Source organism: Ruegeria sp. BG5 (genome assembly GCF_056538425.1).
This window is the reverse complement of the sequence record NZ_JBQFTC010000001.1, coordinates 1,231,614-1,250,898: the sequence shown is the minus strand read 5'-3', so window position 1 is coordinate 1,250,898 and position 19,285 is coordinate 1,231,614. Positions and strand designations below refer to the sequence as shown.

Below are 19,285 nucleotides of genomic sequence, written 5' to 3'. Positions count from 1 at the left end.
TCACCCCTCACAAAAATGTTTGCGACCGGATTACCGGACTGCAGCCCATAGACGCAAGGCCTGAGCGGTCTCGGCCACGTCATGCACGCGAATGATCTGCACACCTTGGGACAATCCGTCCAGAGCAAGGGCAATTGATCCCGGAGCGCGTGCGGTTTTTTGCGGCTCGTTCCCGATGGACCCGATGAACCCCTTGCGCGACACGCCCAGAAGGATCGGACAGCCCAACCCGTGAAACAGGCTGAGGTTGCGCAGAAGGTCCAGATTGTGCTGTTCGGTTTTGCCAAAGCCGATACCCGGATCGACAATGATCAGATCGCGGCTCAGACCCAGTGTTTCCAGCCGCGCGATCTGACCTTCGAGGAAATCGTAAACATCCAGCACAACGTTGTCGTATTCGGGATTGTCCTGCATCGTGGCCGGGTCGCCTTGCATATGCATGACACAAACCGGCGCGCCCAATTCAGCGCAAAACGGCGCGAGGTCAGGATCGAAGGTAAAGCCCGAGACATCGTTGACCAAACCTGCCCCGGCGGCGCAGGCGGCCTTGGCCACTGCGGCCTTGCGGGTGTCGATTGAGATCAAGGCTTCCGTTTCCGCCCGAATCGCTTCGATCAGCGGGCGCGTGCGGGCGATCTCTTCCGCTTCTGGGACAAAATCTGCACCGGGGCGGGTCGATTCTCCGCCAATGTCCAGAATGGTCGCGCCTTGCGCCACCATGTCAGCGGCCCCTGCCCGCGCACCCTCTACCGAGCTGTGAACGCCGCCATCCGAAAAGCTGTCAGGTGTCGCGTTCAGGATGCCCATGATATGCGGCTGCGCCATGTCCAGACCGGATATTGCTGCACGCTGGCGGCTGAGGCGTTGCAAAACATCGGCTGGAATTTCAGCCGCCGGGACGACCTTGGGCGCATCCAACCGCGACAGGGCTTCCGCATGTGTGAACCACAACGCCTGACCGGCCAAAGACACTGCACCATCCGGGCGGGCCGGGCCGTGCTGAACCAGCGGTCGGTAATAATGGCTCACAACTGCGCCTGATCGACGGCGACGGCGCGCAGGGGCGTCTTGGGTTCTTTCGGCAGCTCGCCACCGATCACCATCATCTCACTGGCTTCAAACGTCGCGGCAAACCACGCGGCCAGAGCAACCGCGTCCGACGGCGCGGCGGATGGGCCGTCCACCGCATCCAGAACGATCTTGGACGGGGCCCAGACGCAGATCTGGCCGTTTTTCATGGCCCAATCCAGCTCGGTCCGAGTCGAGACGACGACACAGCGATGATCCCGCGCGGCCAGAACCCAGGCGTTTTGTTCGATGGACAGCAGATCGATCCGGCGCTGCGTCATGGCATGGCCGGTCTGCGGCGCAGCCAGATCCGAGGCCCCGACGCACAGGATCAGCGGGCGCTGACGATTTTCCAGCTGATCGATCCAGCCTTTCAGATTGCCCGACGCAATCGCGTCATTGGACAGGAACACAAGGCGCGGATGCGGGCGTTCTTCTTCAACAACGTCATGATGAACGGCGTCCTTGCCGCGTACGATCTCTACCCCCAGCGCGCCGGGACCCCGATCCAGCTTTTCGATCCGCACGAAAACCCGAACGGCCTGAGGTTCCAGCAGGATGCGCTCGGCCACGCGCTCGGCGAGCGTTTCAAGCAGGTTCAGGCGTTCAGCCGCCAGTTCATAGGCGATGGCCTCGGTCACGCGGTCATAGGACAGGATACGGTCCACATCGTCGTCAATATCCGAGGTCAGCGGGCGCACCTCGACCACGATGTTAAAGCAGATGCGCTGCGTCGTGCCGCGCTCGGCCTGAAAGGCCCCAATTTCAACCTCGACAGTGTGGTCACGCAATGAGATGCGATCCAACGGCCCCCGGGGCGAGGTCGCCTCGGACCGCTCGGACGGGTGCGCAAAGGCAAGGCGGATTTCAGAACTCATGGGTCAGGCCTTCTCGGGCTTGCAGAACAGTTCGCCTAATTTAGGCGGTCCGAGGGGCTATAACACTCACACAAGCGCCATTCCAGCCGCTGATTGCGGCGTCAGGTGACGCGAAACCAACTCATCATACCCGCGGCGGCATGTCCCAGCATATGGCAATGCAACAGCCAATCACCGGGATTATCGGCAAATAACGCGATTTGACGGGTTTGTCCCCTCTCGATCAAAACCGTATCGCGCCACGGACCCAACGCGCCGTCGTCCAAAACAAGCCGAAAGTGGTGGCCATGCAGGTGCATCGCATGGGGGAATGCGGTTTCGTTCACGAACTCGATCCTGTGAAGGCTACCCAGAGACGCATCGAGAAAAGGATCAGACGGACGTTCGGCATATCCGTTCAATGCCCAGAACCGCCCCAACTGCGCCAACTCGCGCCCTGACAGGTCGGTCTCACCAATCCGAGCGCTTTCCAACCACCTCATAGCCCCGCCCTGCAGACGCATTCGACGCAGCGGGGCATCGTCAATCCCAGCGATTTCCGGCAGGGGATTAGGCGGTAGCGCGACTATGTCCGTCCGTTGAGCGTTGGCGGACGGACCGCCGATGTCGAAACGCGCCAATCCAAATGCCCCGTCGCGTTCAACACTTACAAGGCTTGCGGTCGGCCCATCAGCCACAACGTCAACGATCAAATCCGCCCTTTGCGCCGGGGCCAGTGGGAAGGACCCGCTCAGGGCAAGCGGCACTTCCAGCGGCATCCCGTCCAGAGCGACAATCCTGCCCGTAAGGCCATCCAAGTCCAGATCGTAGATCCGAGCGTTCGAGGCATTGATCAGCCGGAGCCTGAGCCGTTCGTTTCGACGCACCGGAAAGGCCGGATCGAACGAGCCGTTAACAGTGACAATGTTTCCAAGGCGTCCGGCATGGCTTAGGTCGTGGCCGTTGTTGAAATCGTCGGCAATCTGAGCCGTTTCCGGGTCGAGCCGCCAGTCATCCAGCATCAGGATCAGATCCTGATCGACATCGGGTGGTACGACCTCATCAACGATCAAGGGACCGTATAGCCCGCGGGCAACCTGCTCCATCGACCGGTTATGGGCGTGGTACCAATATGTGCCCGCATCGGGGACGACGAATTCATACTTGAAAGCCCCGTCAGCTTCGACGACGTCTTGCGTCAAACCCGGTACACCGTCCATCGCGTTGTCTATTCGAATTCCGTGCCAATGAACCGAACTCGGCTGCGGAAGTCTGTTCACAAAGCGTTGCTGGACGCGCGTTCCCCGATTGTATCTGAGCGTCTCGCCCGGAACCGAGCCTCCATAGCTCCAGACTTCGGTTTCAGGAAACCCGACAGGCGCAAGCTGTTGACTTGTAACACGCGCCTCAAGATGTGGGACGTTCGCCCTGACCGCAGCCGGCAAAAGCGAAGCCGCCGCAGCGGTTTGCAAAAATCGTCTTCTGTTGAATGGCATTACGGGCCTCCTGGCCCGCAATATAGACTGCAACTCGCCCCGCGCCATCAAGCTTCCAGCGCGGGTGCGTCAATCAGTTGCTCGCCGTCCGATAGTTGTGGCGGTAGAAGATGTGCACACCGATCCGCGCGGTCTGCTTGTAGACGCGTGACCAGGATGGGCGCACCGCGGTCGTGTGATAATGGGTCGCGCCTTCGGTCAGTTCCTTTGCAATCCCGTCCATCGCGGCCCGCGCGACTTTCGACACACGCTCAAAGGCTTTCTTTTCGTGGATCACCTCTTTGCGGCCATCGCAGGTATAGGTGAACTGGCACTGGTATTTCTTCCCGGTGCCCTGACGGATCACACCGCACAGGCTGTCAGGGAAACGGCTGCTTTTGACCCGGTTCAGGATCACTTCAGCCACGGCAAACTGTCCCCGCACGCTTTCACCGCGGGCTTCGAAGTACAGCGCCTCGGACAGACACTTCCAGTTCTCGTCCCCGGTTGCTTTGGGTTGCTGATCCAGCCAGTCCTTCGAGTAGGAAACTTCGACCGGCGCAGCCGGCTTCCGAGGCTGGAACAGTTTGAAATAGTCACGGAAACTTTGCGCCGGCAATTCGTTGCGGGCGACAAGTTCTTCCTTGGCGGAATCGGTTGCTTCCCTCTCGGCGAAGGACGCACTTGGCAGCACGGTTGCTGCCAATGTGGCAACAGCCATTATGTAACGTAGCATCAGATAACCTCGCACAGGCACTTCTCGCGCCTAACCCTCCCCCGGCGGGCGCGACGAGGCATTTAGCGCAGTCCGGCGCAAACGTCCAGAACCGAAGGAAAAGCAAGTGGAAAATCGCTCGTGGGGAAGATTTTTTCCGCCACAAGTTCGCCTGAAACCCACTAATCCTTGGGTTAAATGGCGCTGTCAACCCCCAAGTCTGGACGAAATCGCCAGTTGAGCGGCAGCCAGCCGAGCGACCGGTACCCGGAAGGGGGAACAGGACACATAGTCAAAGCCGAGGTCCCGACAAATCGCGATTGATTCGGGATTTCCGCCATGCTCGCCGCACACCGAAAGCGTCACATCGGGTTTTGCCAGACGCCCCCGTTCGGCCCCGAGTTTCAGCAATTCACCCACGCCATCGGGGTCCAGCACGTGAAACGGATCTTCGGTGAACACACCCTGACGGACATAAGCCGACATGAAACGCCCTGCGTCGTCACGCGACAGTCCATAGGTCATTTGGGTCAAGTCATTGGTGCCGAAGCTCAAAAAGGCGGTGCTGGGGGCGATTTCCTCGGCCCGCAGGCAGGCGCGCGGCGTTTCCACCATGACGCCCAGACGGTATTCAAACTCCTGCCCCTGCTCTGCCGCAACCGCTGCCGCGACCGAGTCGATGCGGGATTTCACCAGTTCGACCTCGCGCTTGGCCGACACCAATGGGATCATCACCTCGGGCACCACGGGGGCGCCGTTTTTGCTGGCCTCCAACGTCGCCTCAAAGATCGCGCGGGCCTGCATGTCATAGATTTCGGGCACGGTCACACCCAGACGCACACCGCGCAGGCCGAGCATCGGGTTATATTCGGTCATCGCGGCAACCCGGCGTTCAACATCCGAGACCGGCAAATCCAGCGCCTCGGCCAGTTCACGCTGGCCACTGCGGGTGGTCGGCAGGAATTCGTGCAAAGGTGGGTCGAACAGGCGGATACAGACCGGTTGACCCTCCATGATGCGGAACAGCTGCACGAAGTCCTCGCGCTGCATGGGCAACAGACGTTCCAGCACAGCCTCACGCCCGGACGATGTTTGCGCAAAGATCATCTCGCGCATCACGATCAGACGGCCGGGATCAAAGAACATATGCTCGGTCCGGCACAGACCAATGCCCTGCGCCTGAAAGTTCCGGGCGGTTTGTGCATCGGCGGGCGTATCGGCGTTGGCGCGTATCTCGATATCGCGCTCGGCGTCGGCCCAGCCCATAAGCGTTTGAAAACAATCGTCCAAAGCGGCTTCCAGCATCGCGGGTTGCCCCGCCAGAACCTGCCCCGAGCTTCCGTCAATGGTCAGCACGTCCCCGGTTTTGAACACCCGCCCATCCGGGGCGGTCAGCATTTTCTTCTTGGTCTGAAAGCGGATGTCGGACGCGCCGACGATACAGGGCAGGCCCAGACCACGCCCGATCACCGCCGCATGGCTGGTCATGCCGCCCTTCTCAGTCAGCACGGCCACAGCGGCGTGCATCCCACGCACATCCTCGGGCGAGGTTTCGCGGCGGACCAGAACACAGGCCTCACCCCGCGCCGCGCTGGCCTGCGCTTCGGCGGCGGTAAACACGATCTTACCGGTCGAGGCTCCGGGGCTTGCGCCAATCGCCGTGGTCAGCACATCGCGCTCGGCCTCGGGATGGACCTGACGGTGCAGCAGCTCGTTCAGCGCGTGGGGATCAACCCGCATCACCGCCTCTTGCTGCGGGATGATCCCGTCTTCGGCCAACCGAACGGCAATCCGCATCGCCGCACGCGCGGACCGCTGCACACGCACACCGTCCAGAATGTGCACATGGCCGTTTTCAATCACGAACTCGACCTGCATTTCCTCGCGCAGTTTCTCGCGCATCAACGCGGCCTGCGCCTTCAGGTCGGCGAACGCCTTGGGGGCTACCTCTTCCAGCGACTGCCCCCGCGGGTCCTTCTCAAGATACAGCGCCGAGACACCTTCGCCCAGCGCATCGCGCCCCTGACTCTGGCTCAGATATCGCCCCGTGATCTGGGGCATTCCGGTTGTGGAATCAACCAGTTGCAACACACCCGAGCCGCATTCACCCTGCCCCACGCCGGGGATCATTTCCTGAATGACCAGCCCAAGCCCCGCATCTGCTGGGGCCCCTTTGGCCTGACGCAGCAACCGGGCCGACGTTCCGTCCCATGCCCGCGCCATCGAGCGCAGAACGCCCACCAACTGCTCGCCCCGATCCTGCGGAAAGGCCTCGTCGGTCTCATCTTCATAGGCGCGCAGACTGTCCCGCAATCCGTCCATACCGACGGTATCGATATCGTCAAATACGTCGGCATCCAGACGCGCCACGTGAATGGCGTAGCTTTGCACAAATCGCAGCGACAAGGCTGCGGCGGCCTCGGACCCCATCTTTTCCGCGAAATCGCCGTATCGGGCTTCGTTCATACCAATATTCAGGATAGCCCCCGGACCGCCCCAATCCGGGTCTTCCGAACTGGGCCGCACGCACAACAGGGCGTCTTCGTCAAACTGGTCCAGAATCGCCGCGATATCCGGCACCTGCCCTTCCGCAATGCGGTGAACTGCATCGAAGGACAACGCCACCGTGCGAGGCACCGGCATCTCAAGCCGGACCAGACGTTGCAGACATTTCGCCCGCCCGCCATGGGTATTGGCAGCGATGGGCGCTTTGGGCGTGATGAGCGTGGTATGCGGGTTATTCTGCACTGCGGCACCTTTTGGTTTCACCGCAGCATAGGCAGCTTTACCCCTTGCGCAAGGGTGATATGGGCGCGCAAGGCCGCGCGCCCGGTGTCTTAGCCTTCGATCTTGGTCAGATCGGCGACGCTGGAACAGATCGTGCGGATCTGGCTCAGCAGGTTCAGACGGTTGCGGCGCAGGATGTCGTTGTCAGTGTTGACCTGCACATCCTCAAAGAACGCATCCACCGGGCCACGCAAAGCGGCCATGGCGGCCATGGCGGTCGGGAAATCCTCGGCCTTCAGCGCCGGATCAATCTGCGCCTGCGCCTGATCCAGCGCGGCAAACAGCGCCTTTTCGCTGTCCGTTTCAGCAAATTTCACATCCGCACCGTAGGAGTATTCGACGCCGTCCTTCTCCTCGGCCTGCGTCAGAATATTGTTGGCGCGTTTGAAGCCCTGCACGAGGTTCTCCCCATCCTCGGTCGCGATCACCGCATTCAGAGCGCGGGCGCGTTTGACCAGCAGGTTGAGGTCGTCATTCCCCTCCATCGCGATACAGGCGTCGATCACGTCGTGGCGGATGCCCTCGTCTCGGAGGAAGACTTTGAGGCGGTCGTGGAAGAAGGCGAGAAGGTCTTCGATTATTTTGAGTGTTTTTTCTGGATCATAAAGTGCCAATGCCGCTTCGTCGTCCTTGCGGTCTTGATCATTCCACTCACCCATAGGCTTGCCCATACGACGCCAATGGTTGGGGTAGACATGGCCATTGTAGCCCATCGCAAGAATTTCCCGAAAACTCGGTGTGTCATTAAGGTGCAAGTCATTCTCTAACGCCAACCGAACAAAACCTAGCGCTGCCCGTCGCAACGCAAACGGGTCTTTCGAACCGGTCGGCTTCTCATCAATCGCCCAGAACCCGGTCAACGTGTCCAGCTTGTCGGCCAGCGCCACGGTCACCGACAGCGGCGCAGTGGGCACGTCATCCGATGGCCCCAGCGGCGAGTAATGCTCCTGTGCCACAGCAGCCACGGCGGTGTCCTCGCCTGCGGCTTCGATATAGTACCGCCCCATAAGCCCCTGAAGTTCGGGGAATTCATAGACCATCTCGGAACTCAGATCGGCCTTGGCAAGACGTGCGGCTTTCTCGGCCTGATCTGCATCCGCGCCGGTCACCGGGGCCAGTTCGCGGGCCAGCGCGGCGATGCGGTCGATGCGCTCGGCCTGCGTACCCAGCTTGTTGTGGAAGGTCACATTCTCCAGCGCGCGGGTCCATTGGATGATGTCCGATTTGGCAACGCGCAGGTCGTTCTCCCAGAAGAATTTCGCATCGGCCAGACGGGCCGACAGCACCTTCTGGTTCCCCGCCAGAATGGTCGCGCCATTGTCGGCGGTTTCGCGGTTGGCGACGGTGATGAAACGTTCGATCCGACCGGTCTTGGGGTTCCTCACGGAAAAGAACTTCTGATGCTCTTTCATCGAGGTCTGCAGCACTTCGGGCGGCAACTCCAAGAATTCCTCGTCGATCTGCCCCATCAGCACCACGGGCCATTCGACCAGCCCGGCAACCTCGGCCAGCAGGCCCTTATCCTCGACCACTTCCAGACCGGCGGCAAAGGCCATGTTCTGGGCGTCGTTCCAGATATGCTCGGCGCGCTCGCCGGGCGATAGGACTACGAACGCGCGTTTCAGTTGAGCGGCGTAGTCTTCGAAAGACGAAACCGAGAACCGGGCCGGAGCCATGAAACGGTGACCGGCGGTGGTATCGCCGGAAGTAATCCCTTCGACCTCCAACGGCACGACCTGTGCGCCGGTCTCATCATTTAGAATGCAGAGGATCGAGTGCAAAGGCCGCACCCAGCGCATCGGGCCACTGCCCCAGCGCATCGACTTGGGCCAGGGGAAGTTGCGGATGGTCGCCTCAAGCACCTCGGCCACGATTTCGGCCGCCGGACGCCCGGCTTTTTCGATGGTCGCGAAATAGACTGCGCCCTTGGGCGTGTCACGCTCCTCAAGCTGGTCGCGGGTCAGGCCCGCGCCACGCAGGAAGCCCTCGATCGCTTTGTCCGGCGCGCCTACCTTGGGGCCTTTGCGTTCCTCGCGGATCGTCGGACTTTCAGCCAGCAGCCCTTCGACCGCCAGTGTCAGGCGGCGGGGCGTGGTCAGGGCGGCGGCCCCGGCATAGGTCAGACCGGCCTCGACCAGACCATCGGTGATCCGCTTTTTCAGGTCCTCACCGGCGCGGGTCTGCATACGCGCGGGGATCTCCTCGGAAAACAGTTCGATCAGCAGGTCGGGCATTTTCGGTCCTTAGAATGAAACGATCGTCTGGATGACGATGGCATTGGCGATATCCACAAAGAATGCGGATACAAGGGGCAGCACGATAAAGGCAATAGGCGACGGGCCATATCGCTTGGTTACGGCGGTCATATTGGCAATCGCGGTGGGGGTTGCGCCAAGGGCGAAGCCCCCGAACCCTGCTGCAAGCACGGCAGCGCGGTAGTTCGAGCCCATGACGGGGAACAGAACCCAGATCACAAAGACGACGGCAAACAGGGTTTGCGCCGTCATGATGACGACGATGGCCAGCCCCAGTTCCGCGATTGTCCAAAGCTGCAGGCTCATCAGCGACATGGCCAGAAACGCGCCCAGCGAGAATTCCGAGATCAACGCCAGCGAAGGTGTGCGCGACACTTGCGGTGCATTCGGGGCAATCCAGTCGCGTAGGTTGGCGATCACGATTCCCATGATCAGGCACGGAACAAACAGCGGTAGTTTCAACCCGGCGGCCGTGATCGCCTCGCTCAGCACATATCCGAAGATGATCGCGAGGTTGAGGTGCAGAAGGACGCGCATGATCGTCAGGTGATCGATCTTGGAATTGCGCTCGTCCGCATCATCGGGAAGGCCGATTGTGTGTTCCTCATCCGGGCGCGCCGGTTGCAGGTTCCGGCCCTCGACCAGAACCCGCGCAATCGGCCCGCCGACAAGCGCGGCAAGAACAAGGCCAAGGGTCGCCACCGCGACACCCAACTCGGTCGCACCGTCCAGGCCAGTCACTTCGGCCACATCCGGGGCCCAGGCAATCGCCGTTCCGTGCCCGCCGATCAGGGAGGCTGAGCCAAACAGCACCCCGGCCTGCGCGGGATAGCCGAACGTCACCGCCCCGGCAGCACCAATCACGTTCTGGAAGATGATGGTCGCAAGCGTCAGAACAAGAAGCAAAAACAGTGGCTTGCCGCCTGCAATCAAATCAGACAGCCGCGCATTCAGGCCGATCCCGGCAAAGAACACAACCAACAGGAAATCACGGGCCGCGAGGCCGAAGCCGAGTTCCAGATCGAACAGAAGATACAGCCCCAGAACGACAAGAGACGCCAACAGACCTCCGGTCACCGGCTCGGGGATGTTGAACTGGCGCAGCGCCGCGACCCGAGCGTTGACCTCGGCCCCGATCAGGTAGACCGCGAAGCCCAGCGTCGCCGTTAGAAAATCCGGGATCTGCAGGGTCTGCGCGTCCATGGCGTTTTAACTTTCAGGCCGGGGCGGGCATTCTTCGCCTACAACGGTGCCGTCATAGGCCTTTTCGCCACAATTGTTCAGCGCGTGCCAGATGTAACCTTTGCCATCCTGTGTGACAGCCACGATCCGATCCACACCATAGTGGATATTCTTCTGCCCGATGAATGCCTGCGCCTGACCGGATTTCAAAGCATCTGCCAGAGCGACCGCATCGTAACAATCAAACCAGCCCGGCGCGGTCAGGGGGGTCGCCTCGTCCGCCAACTGGTACGTCGATTGCAACTCATCCAGCGTCAGATCGGTGTCGAAACAGGCCCGAAACCGGATCGGAGAACTGTCGGCGTCGATCGCCTGAAAACCCGAATATTCGATCGCAACCGGTGCATCGGCCCCGTCGACCAGCAGCGCCACGTCCTCACCTGGCGATGGTGCGACATCGTAATAGAACCCATAGACCTGCAAATAATACATCCCGCCGCCCGCAAGCGCGGCGGACACCAGAAGAAGGATGGCGAGCAATTTGCCAGTCATGTTTTGAAGGTCCCTCGTTCGCAGTCTTTCTCAGGTATTGCAGAGGTAGCGCGTGCTACGGGACAGTACAGTCCGCCCGTCGCCCGCTGTCCAACTCTCAGGCCAAGGTCACCAAATCCCTGTGACCCTTGAGGTCGTGTTTCCCGTTGGACGCATCAGGCCGCGTGCCCTGCGGCCTCGGTCTGAACAAAGGCATCCGCGCATTGTTTGGCTAGGGCCCGCACGCGCCCGATATAGGCCTGCCGTTCGGTCACCGAGATTACGCCGCGCGCGTCCAGCAGGTTGAAGATATGCGACGCCTTGATGCACTGATCATAGGCGGGATGCGCCATGATGATGCGCTTGCCGGTTTTCGGATCGTCATGTTCCTGCGCCAGAATGGCGGCGCATTCGGCCTCGGCCTCTTCGAAATGGCGCAACAGGACCTCGGTATTGGCGACATCGAAATTCCAGCGGGCGTATTCCTCTTCGGTCTGTTTGAAGATGTCGCCATAGGTCAGCGGACTGGGGGATTGCGGGTCGTTGAACGGCATGTCCATCACGTGATCGATGCCCAGCACATACATCGCCAGACGTTCCAACCCATAGGTCAGCTCGCCCGAGACCGGGGCGCAGTCATGGCCGCCGACCTGTTGGAAATAGGTGAACTGGCTGACCTCCATCCCGTCGCACCAGACCTCCCATCCCAGCCCCCAGGCGCCCAGGGTGGGGCTTTCCCAGTCATCCTCGACGAACCGGATGTCGTGCAGGTCCATATCGATGCCGATGGCCTGCAGCGAGCCCAGATACAGCTCTTGCAGATCCGGCGGGCTGGGTTTGATCAGCACCTGATACTGGTAGTAATGCTGCAACCGGTTCGGGTTCTCACCGTACCGCCCGTCGGTCGGGCGGCGCGAGGGCTGCACATAGGCCGCGGCCCAGGCCTTGGATCCCAGCGCGCGCAAGGTGGTCGCCGGATGGAAGGTCCCTGCCCCGACCTCCATGTCGTAGGGTTGCAGGATCGCACAGCCCTTGGACGCCCAATAGGTCTGAAGCCGCAGGATAATTTCCTGAAAAGAACGAGGTGCGCTGGACGGTTCGGTCATGACATTCCCTTTGGGCGTCGCTTGCGCCCTGTTCCGGTCGGTTTTGCCCTTCCTATGCAAGGGGCCAAGGGGCGTCAACGGGCCAATGGCCCCATGCTGTATCTGCACGGCCACACCGTAAATTCCCCGTATTCCCGCCATGGCATTTGAAGGACGAAATCGCGTATTCTGCGCCAAAGCACCAACACTGCATAAACGGGCAGACAATGACACGAGTTTTAACGGCATTTCTTTTGTTTCTTCTATTCGGCCTGCACGCCGCATCCGCTCAGCAAGACCAGGGCGTTTGGGTACAGGTCGAGGCTCAGCCTTCCTTGCGCGAGGCGCAGGAGCGCGCGCAGGTTTACGCCAGCGCCCTGCCCGATGTGAACGGGTTTCGTCTGAACAGCGGCTGGTACGCCATCGTCATTGGGCCTTACGCCCGCAGCGATGCCGAACAGGTTCTGCGCGTCTACCGCGCCGAAGGGGAAATCCCCCGCGACAGCTTCATCGCATTCTCCAGCGCCTTTGGTCAGCAGTTCTGGCCGGTCGGCGCCAACCTGCTGGACCGTGGAATCGCCACACCACCGGTAGAGCCCGAACCGCAGCCGGAACAAAACCTGTCCGAGGTGACACCGCAGGCGTCCGACGAAACCCGCGCGCAGGCGCTGCAATCCGAACGGCTGCTGAGCGCGCAGGAACGGAAGGACCTGCAAACCGCGCTACAGGCCGCAGGGTTCTATAACTCGACCATCGACGGAGCATTCGGGCAAGGCACCCGCCGGTCGATGGGCGACTGGCAGCGCTTTAACGGCTATGAGCCGACAGGCGTTCTGACCACCTTGCAGCGCAAGGCGCTGATTGATGACTACAACGCGCCGCTGATCAGCGTTGGCATGGCGCAATATGTGGACGATAAGGCCGGTATTGCGATGGACATGCCTTTGCAGGCATTGGCGTTTGATCGCTACGAAGCCCCCTTTGCCCATTTCAAGTCTGGTTCGGATATCGGAGCCAAGGCGCTGCTGATTTCTCAGGAAGGCGACACATCCACGCTGCGCGCGTTGTATGAGGTGATGCAATCGCTGGAAATCGTACCGCTGGATGGCCCGCGCGAGCTGCGCGGCGACCGGTTCTCGCTGGAAGGGCGCGGCAATGGCGTTGTTTCGTTCACGCAAGCCAAGCTGGACGACGGGCGGATCAAAGGATTCACGCTGGTCTGGCCCGAAGGCGATGAGGCGCGCCGCCTGCGCGTTCTGGCGGCCATGGCGTCCAGCTTTGCGACCACCGACGCGGTTCTGGACGCAACCGCCGGGGCCAATTTGGATCAGCGGATCGATCTGGTTTCGGGCCTGCAAGTGCGCAAACCGCGCCTGTCCCGCTCGGGCTTTTTTGCCGACACAAGCGGCGCGGTGCTGACCGTGTCCGAGGCAGCGGACAATTGCACCCGGATCACACTGGATGGCGATCAGGAGGTTCAGGTCGCCTGGACCGATACCGATCTGGGTGTTTCTGTCTTGCGCCCCAACCAAAGCCTGGCCCCGATGAGCGTTGCCGCCTTCAGCGCAGGCACACCGCGCATTCAGTCCGAAGTGGCGGTGTCCGGGTATTCCTATCAGGGCGCACTGGGCGCCCCGACCCTGACCTATGGGCAAATCGCGGATGTTCGTGGTCTGAACGGTGAAGAAGGGGTCAAACGTCTGGCCCTGAACGCCCAGCCCGGCGATGCCGGAGGCCCCGTGTTCAACGACAGCGGCAATGTGGTGGGCATGTTGCTGCCGACACCCACCGAAGGACGCACCCTGCCCGCCTCGGTCAGCCTTGCGGCGACCGCGGACCGTTTGACGGACGTTCTGACACAGGCAGGCGTTTCCGGTCAGTCCGGCCCTGAAGAGGCAACGCAAATCTCGCCGAACGAATTGAACCGCCGCGCAACGGGAATGACTGTTCTGGTTCATTGCTGGGACTGATCCCAGCCCTATCCGCAGAAAAAGAAACGCCGCAGATTTCTGCGGCGTTTTCTTATTTCAGGATCTCCGGCGTGACGTGGATCAGCGTTGGAACCGGCGCATCGAACGCGGCCTTCACCGCCTCCTGCAGTGCAGCCAGAGTGCCGGGCGCGGCGGACCGTGCCCCAAACGCCTCGGCCAGTTTGCAGAAATCGGGATTGCGCGCCACGACCGCATTCGGCGCGATCTGACTGCGGACCATGCTGTCCTCAATCTCTTTCAACTTGCCGTTGTCCCACAGGATGATCGGCAGCGACAGGCCCAGTTCGACCGCGACGCCCAGTTCCTGCATCGTATAGTGAAACCCGTAATCCCCGGCGATCACAGCGGTTGGTTTGCCTCGCCGCGCCACAGCCCCGCCAATCCCCGCTGGCAGGCCATAGCCCAAGGTGCCAAAGCCGGTTGGGTGGTGCCAGTGATGGGGATAGGCCATATCCCAGACCTCTTTCGCGACATAGGCAAACTGGGTCATATCGGAATAGATCATCGTGTCGGCGGGCATCGCGGCGCGCAGAGCGTCAAGGATCGGTACGATGCCCGGACGTTCGGCATCAACCTCGGCCCGCCAACGGGCGCGCGCCTCGGCCACCTCTTCCTGCGTCCAGCCCGTGGCCGGATTCGCGTCTTCGGTGGCGACCCAAAGGGCGCGGGCAATGCTTGCGCTATCCGCCTGAATCTTGATTGCAGCGCGGTGATGGTCTGACAGCACCTCGGGGTCCAGATCGACGCGGATCAGAGTGGCCGAGTGCCCCAGTTCCCGCCGCCAGAGATCGACCTCACCCAATTCAGCCCCCACCGCGATCACCAGATCGGCCGAGGCGATCACCTCGGCACTACCGGGGCGCGGCAACATTGAGCCGAAGTCCAGGGGATAGTTCGTGCCAACCATGCCGCGCCCGGCATAGGTGGTGAAACAGGCGGCACCCACCTGCGTCAGAATCTGCCGCCAGTCATTCGACCGACATCCGCCGCCCAGAATGAACAAGGGGCGTTTCGCGATGTTCAGCAGGGACACAACCGGCGCCACATCCGGCGGCAATGCTTTGGTCCGCAGTGCTGGCTGATTTGGGAACGGGGCCGGTTCGGCCTCGGCCTCTAGCCGGGCAATCGGTACCTGAATATGCTTGGGACGGGGCCGCGACAGTTCGAATTCTTCAAATGCGCGCTCGATCAGGCCATAGGCGGCCTGTGCGGTGTTCGCCTGAGACGACCAGTCGGCCACTGTGCCCGCAGCCGCCTGCTGATCCTTCATCTGATGCAATTGCCCCCGCTGCGCCTGCGTCTCATCCAGACATGACGACAGAACCAGCATCGGCACCGAATCGCTATAGGCCTGCCCCATCGGCGTCATTATGTTGCACAGACCCGGACCGGTGATCACATAAGCCACGCCCGGCTTGCCCGTCGCGCGCGCATAGCCGTCGGCCATGAAGCCTGCCCCCTGCTCGTGCCGGGCAAGAACATGGGTGATCCCGGCCTCTTCGATGCCACGGTACATTTCCTGATTATGAACGCCGGGAATACCAAAGATCACGTCAACGCCACGATCTCTGAGCATATGCGAGATCTGCGCGCCAAGAGCTCTTTTCATCAGCTTCTCCAAAATTGAACGGTGAAGATTGCGTAAACGGCCAGCAACTCGAGCCGTCCGACCAGCATGCCGATGGTCAGCAGCCATTTCGCCGAGTCGTTCAGCCCGGCAAAATTACCCGCCGGACCGATCTGATCGCCCAGCCCCGGCCCCACGTTGGCCAGCGCCGTCGCCGCGCCCGAGACCGATGTGATGAAATCCAGCCCCGTCAGGGCCAGCGCCCAGGACAGAACGCCCATGGACAACACGAAGAACATGAAGAAACTCATGACCGAAGTCAGAACATCGCGGCTGACCGGGCGTCCGTCGTAAAGCGGCATGAACACCCCATGCGGGGACCGGATACGCCGAATCTGGGTTTTGATCGACGCAAACAACAGCTGATACCGGAACACCTTGATCGAACAGGCGGTCGAGCCCGCGCAGCCGCCGATCAGGCCGATCAGGAAAAACAGCATCACCGGGAAACTGCCCCAGGTCATGTAGTTGACGCTGGCATAGCCGGTGCCCGAGATGATCGAGGTGATGTTGAACAGCGACTCGCGGAAGGCGCGCTCCCAGTGGTGCGGAAAGACGGACATCAGGAAGACGGCCATGACAACGACCAGAACGAAGATCGTCGCCAGAAACGCCTTGATCTGACTGTCCTGCCAAAGTGAGTTGGTCTTGCCGTTGGCCAATTGCACATAGCGGACAAACGGCAGCGCGGCGAGGATCATGAACACCGAGGCCGCATATTCCGCCGGACCGGTGAAGGTCGCGAACGAGGAATCGTAGTTCGAAAAACCACCCGTTGCGATGGTGGTCATGGAATGAACTGTGGCGTCAAAGAAGCTCATCCCGAAGCTGGCGTACACCAGTCCGCACGCCAGTGTCAGAAACACGTAGATCAGGGAAATCTGGCCCGCAATCTCTTGCGCGCGCGGCAGGATTTTTCCCATGGTTTCAAACCCTTCCGAGCGGAAGATCTGCATCCCACCCACGCGCAGCTCGGGCAGGAACACCATGGCGACAACGATGATGCCGATGCCGCCCAACCATTGCAGGATGCCGCGCCACAACAAAAGGCCCTGTGGCAGATCATCCAGCCCTGATATCACGGTCGAGCCTGTGGTAGTCAGGCCGGACATCGCCTCGAAATAGGCGTCGACAAAGCGCAGTTCCGTTTCACCGAACAGAAACGGGATCGCGCCAAAGACCGGCAGCGCGACCCAGACGCCGGTTGTCAGCACAAAGGTCTGCCGGATGGTCAGCCCCTCGCCCACACCGTTCGAGCAGCTCATGGCCAGAACCGACCCGGTCAGCATGGTGATGATCGCGCTTTCCAGGAATACATACCATTCGCCGCGCCCTTCGATCAGGTCCGCGAGCATAGGAAACAGCATGGTCGCCCCAAGAATGGCGACCAGCAAGCCAATCACATATCCGACCGGGCGAATGTCCATCATGAGGCGCAGCGTTGGCGCGCCTGCCCGACCGTGTCAAGCCGATGATCCGCGATTACTCGTCGGATTTTGCAACAGGTTGCGGCATCACCGGTGGTTTTGAAGGCGCCCGGGTGCGGCGTGCCTGCGGCTTAGGCGCCTCGGAAGCGGCAGGTTTTGCCGTCTCGGGTGCTTTTGCCGGAGCCGCCTGAACAGGCTTGGCCGCAGGTTTCGGCGCTTGGGCAGTTTTGGCCTTGGGCGCGGTTTTTGCGACCGCTGCTTTGCGTGGGGCGGGTTTGGCAGCCGGAGTCTTGGGCGCAGTTTTGACCACCACCGTTTTTTCCGGCGTAGGTTTCGCTGCAGCTTGCTTTGCGGGTGCCGGCTTTGCCTCGGTGGTCTTTGCAACAGGTGCCGCAAGTTTCGGCGCGGGCGCTGCGGCTTTGCCGGGTGCTTTCGCCTCAGCTTCGGGCTTCACAGCCGGTTTGGCCACAGCGCGTGGTTTCGCGGTAAACTTGGCCGCAGGTGCCGATTTGGGCTTGGCCGCCGCAGGTTTCTTGACCGGGGTCGCCGCTGCACGCTTGGCAACCGGTTTGGTCGCAACGGGCTTGGCCTCTGCCGGAGCGGGTTTGGATGCCGTATTGTGCAACGCGTGGACCGGGGCCATGGGCAGTTCCAACGCCGAACGCGCCATGATCTGCATGATCTTGATTTGGCTCACCATGGCGTAACCTGCCACGCGAAACGCCGCTGCCTGAAGTTCCAGCGGTTGGGTAATCGGATTCATTACATGTCTCTCCTGTAGTAGCGATGCAGCCAGGTCTGTGAGAGTGTAAGACCCGCCCCGCTCCGATCGCTCGGGCGGCAGGTTGGGTATTGCAGTCCAAGGCGTGGCACGTCTCGGTGTCCCTCCGGGGCGGCACGCACACAGTACGCAGGCGTGCCGCAGCTGCATTCAGGACCATGCATACCTCAAACGACTGCGCAATTGCAGCATTTCTGCTGCATTGCGGCGAAAAAACGCTGGTAGTCGCACTATGCGATGAATTTTCAGCCGCTTACCGGCCGCGGTTCATCCCACGTGGAACAGAGTCGCAAACAATCTGGGATCAAGGCTGGCCGATTCGAATGTCGGCCCTTCGGTCAGAACCGATACCGCATCGTGGCTGTGAAGGCTTTCCTGATGGCTGGCAATCACGCGGAAATCGCCGACGTGGTGATCTGCCAGCAGCTCGGCGCAGAACAGACGCGCGGCATCCTCGACGAAAATCGGGTTGGCGGCGTTCAATTCGGCAAACGCCTGCTCGTCCTCGCGTTTGACCATGACCTGTGTTTCGGTCGGAACCGCGCGGCGGCACAGTTCGATCAGGTCTTCGAACCACAGGCAATCCGCGTCACGATCCACGACAACCGAAATCCGGGCGACCGACCGTTGCGAGTGTGGCGTTGCAAGCTGCCCGCGCTGAGACCTTGCATGTTCACTCAGCTCCAGCGAACAGGGGCACGTGGACGAATAGACATAGTCCAGATGCATGATCTTCTGGCGAACGCCGTTCTGTTCCACCAGTTCCAGCGCAATGTCGTAATACTGGTACCCTTCCAGCCCCGACCGCAGGCTTTTCACCTTGATCGGATAGGAGAACCGCATCTGGATACGCGCGTCAAAGCTGTCCAGATCGGTCAGATAATCGCTCAGCGCCGATTCCATCACTTCGAAACTGAACGTCCGCTCGGTATGTTTGTAGAAAGACCGCATGATCCGGGACATGTTGATGCCCTTTTTCTCGGCCTCAAGGCTGACCGTGCCAGTGATCGAGGTTTCCAGCGTCAGAACATCACCGTCCTTGCGGTGGAATCGGATCGGCAGGCGGAAATTGGAAATCCCCACATGCTGAATCTGTTGCTTTGCGCCACGGATCAGACTGGACGGGCCGTTTTGCAGATCGGGCAGCGATGCGCGATAGGCGGTGTCCACGGCAAAGCCATCGGGATAGTCCCGCGCAAGGGTCGGATAGTTCACCGCACCCGTCCCCGGCAATAGACGCGCAACCGCCGGATCAAGCTGCGAGATTTCCAGCGACGACGCAGTCTCGGCCCATTTCCGCAGCACCTTCAGGGCAGCAGCAGCTTCATCACGATCCGGGGTGTCAATGTCGCGCGGGTGAACATTCATGGACTGAGGTTCCTCGATTGGTCGTCATTGATATATACCACGGCAAGTTATTTGCCAGATAAACCTACTACGCGTGCAATAGCAGCCCGGATCGAAATGAGTGACGCATTTGCGGCATTTTCAGTCAAAAACCGCC

General features: G+C 61.0%; 14 protein-coding genes. 1 reads left to right on the top strand and 13 read right to left on the bottom strand.

Translation table 11 applies throughout. The annotated features are described in order from the left end of the window. Positions 1-30: 30 nt before the first annotated feature. The 9 genes from folP to ACR0KX_RS05690 form a co-directional block, all read right to left on the bottom strand. The gene (gene folP, locus ACR0KX_RS05730) at positions 31-1,029 is read right to left on the bottom strand and encodes a dihydropteroate synthase (RefSeq protein ID WP_480708029.1); all 999 of its coding nucleotides are present in this window, start codon (positions 1,027-1,029) and stop codon (positions 31-33) included. Then, a complete protein-coding gene (locus ACR0KX_RS05725) occupies positions 1,026-1,946 on the bottom strand; it encodes a dihydroneopterin aldolase (RefSeq protein ID WP_170517894.1) in 921 nt (306 codons plus the stop codon). The genes folP and ACR0KX_RS05725 overlap by 4 nt, the downstream gene beginning before the upstream one ends. A 101-nt stretch (positions 1,947-2,047) precedes the next feature. Beyond that, the gene (locus ACR0KX_RS05720) at positions 2,048-3,421 is read right to left on the bottom strand and encodes a multicopper oxidase domain-containing protein (RefSeq protein WP_170621611.1); all 1,374 of its coding nucleotides are present in this window, start codon (positions 3,419-3,421) and stop codon (positions 2,048-2,050) included. A gap of 73 nt (positions 3,422-3,494) precedes the next feature. Then, the gene (locus ACR0KX_RS05715) at positions 3,495-4,136 is read right to left on the bottom strand and encodes a cell wall hydrolase (protein WP_170621610.1); all 642 of its coding nucleotides are present in this window, start codon (positions 4,134-4,136) and stop codon (positions 3,495-3,497) included. Positions 4,137-4,322: 186 nt separating this feature from the next. Beyond that, on the bottom strand, positions 4,323-6,884 hold the full coding sequence (locus ACR0KX_RS05710; protein ID WP_170451454.1) for a pyruvate, phosphate dikinase: 2,562 nt from the start codon (positions 6,882-6,884) through the stop codon (positions 4,323-4,325). A 68-nt stretch (positions 6,885-6,952) separates the two neighbouring features. Further along, the gene (gene glyS / locus ACR0KX_RS05705) at positions 6,953-9,088 is read right to left on the bottom strand and encodes a glycine--tRNA ligase subunit beta (protein ID WP_480708394.1); all 2,136 of its coding nucleotides are present in this window, start codon (positions 9,086-9,088) and stop codon (positions 6,953-6,955) included. 57 nt (positions 9,089-9,145) lie between these two features. Then, the gene (gene gltS, locus ACR0KX_RS05700) at positions 9,146-10,360 is read right to left on the bottom strand and encodes a sodium/glutamate symporter (protein WP_170451457.1); all 1,215 of its coding nucleotides are present in this window, start codon (positions 10,358-10,360) and stop codon (positions 9,146-9,148) included. Between the two features lie 6 nt (positions 10,361-10,366). Beyond that, positions 10,367-10,891 carry a DUF6446 family protein gene (locus tag ACR0KX_RS05695; protein WP_170451459.1) on the bottom strand — a complete coding sequence of 175 codons (525 nt, stop codon included), beginning with the start codon at positions 10,889-10,891 and terminating at the stop codon, positions 10,367-10,369. Positions 10,892-11,046: 155 nt separating this feature from the next. Further along, entirely contained in the window at positions 11,047-11,976 is a 930-nt protein-coding gene (locus ACR0KX_RS05690) for a glycine--tRNA ligase subunit alpha (protein WP_170453078.1), read from the bottom strand. 206 nt (positions 11,977-12,182) lie between these two features. Here ACR0KX_RS05690 and ACR0KX_RS05685 point away from each other — a divergent pair, with 206 nt between their 5' ends. Next, positions 12,183-13,925: a peptidoglycan-binding protein gene (locus ACR0KX_RS05685; RefSeq protein WP_170621609.1), complete on the top strand. Its 1,743-nt coding sequence runs from the start codon at positions 12,183-12,185 to the stop codon at positions 13,923-13,925. Positions 13,926-13,977: 52 nt separating this feature from the next. On the opposite strand, the gene ACR0KX_RS05680 is transcribed toward ACR0KX_RS05685, so the two are convergent. The 4 genes from ACR0KX_RS05680 to folE2 form a co-directional block, all read right to left on the bottom strand. Next, positions 13,978-15,555, bottom strand: coding sequence for a 5-guanidino-2-oxopentanoate decarboxylase (locus tag ACR0KX_RS05680; protein ID WP_170621608.1), 1,578 nt, complete (start codon positions 15,553-15,555; stop codon positions 13,978-13,980). After that, entirely contained in the window at positions 15,555-17,003 is a 1,449-nt protein-coding gene (locus ACR0KX_RS05675; RefSeq protein WP_170451465.1) for a TrkH family potassium uptake protein, read from the bottom strand. The genes ACR0KX_RS05680 and ACR0KX_RS05675 overlap by 1 nt, the downstream gene beginning before the upstream one ends. A gap of 52 nt (positions 17,004-17,055) precedes the next feature. After that, on the bottom strand, positions 17,056-17,763 hold the full coding sequence (locus ACR0KX_RS05670) for a hypothetical protein (RefSeq protein ID WP_170451467.1): 708 nt from the start codon (positions 17,761-17,763) through the stop codon (positions 17,056-17,058). 285 nt (positions 17,764-18,048) lie between these two features. Continuing rightward, entirely contained in the window at positions 18,049-19,149 is a 1,101-nt protein-coding gene (gene folE2, locus ACR0KX_RS05665) for a GTP cyclohydrolase FolE2 (RefSeq protein WP_170621607.1), read from the bottom strand. Positions 19,150-19,285 lie beyond the last annotated feature (136 nt).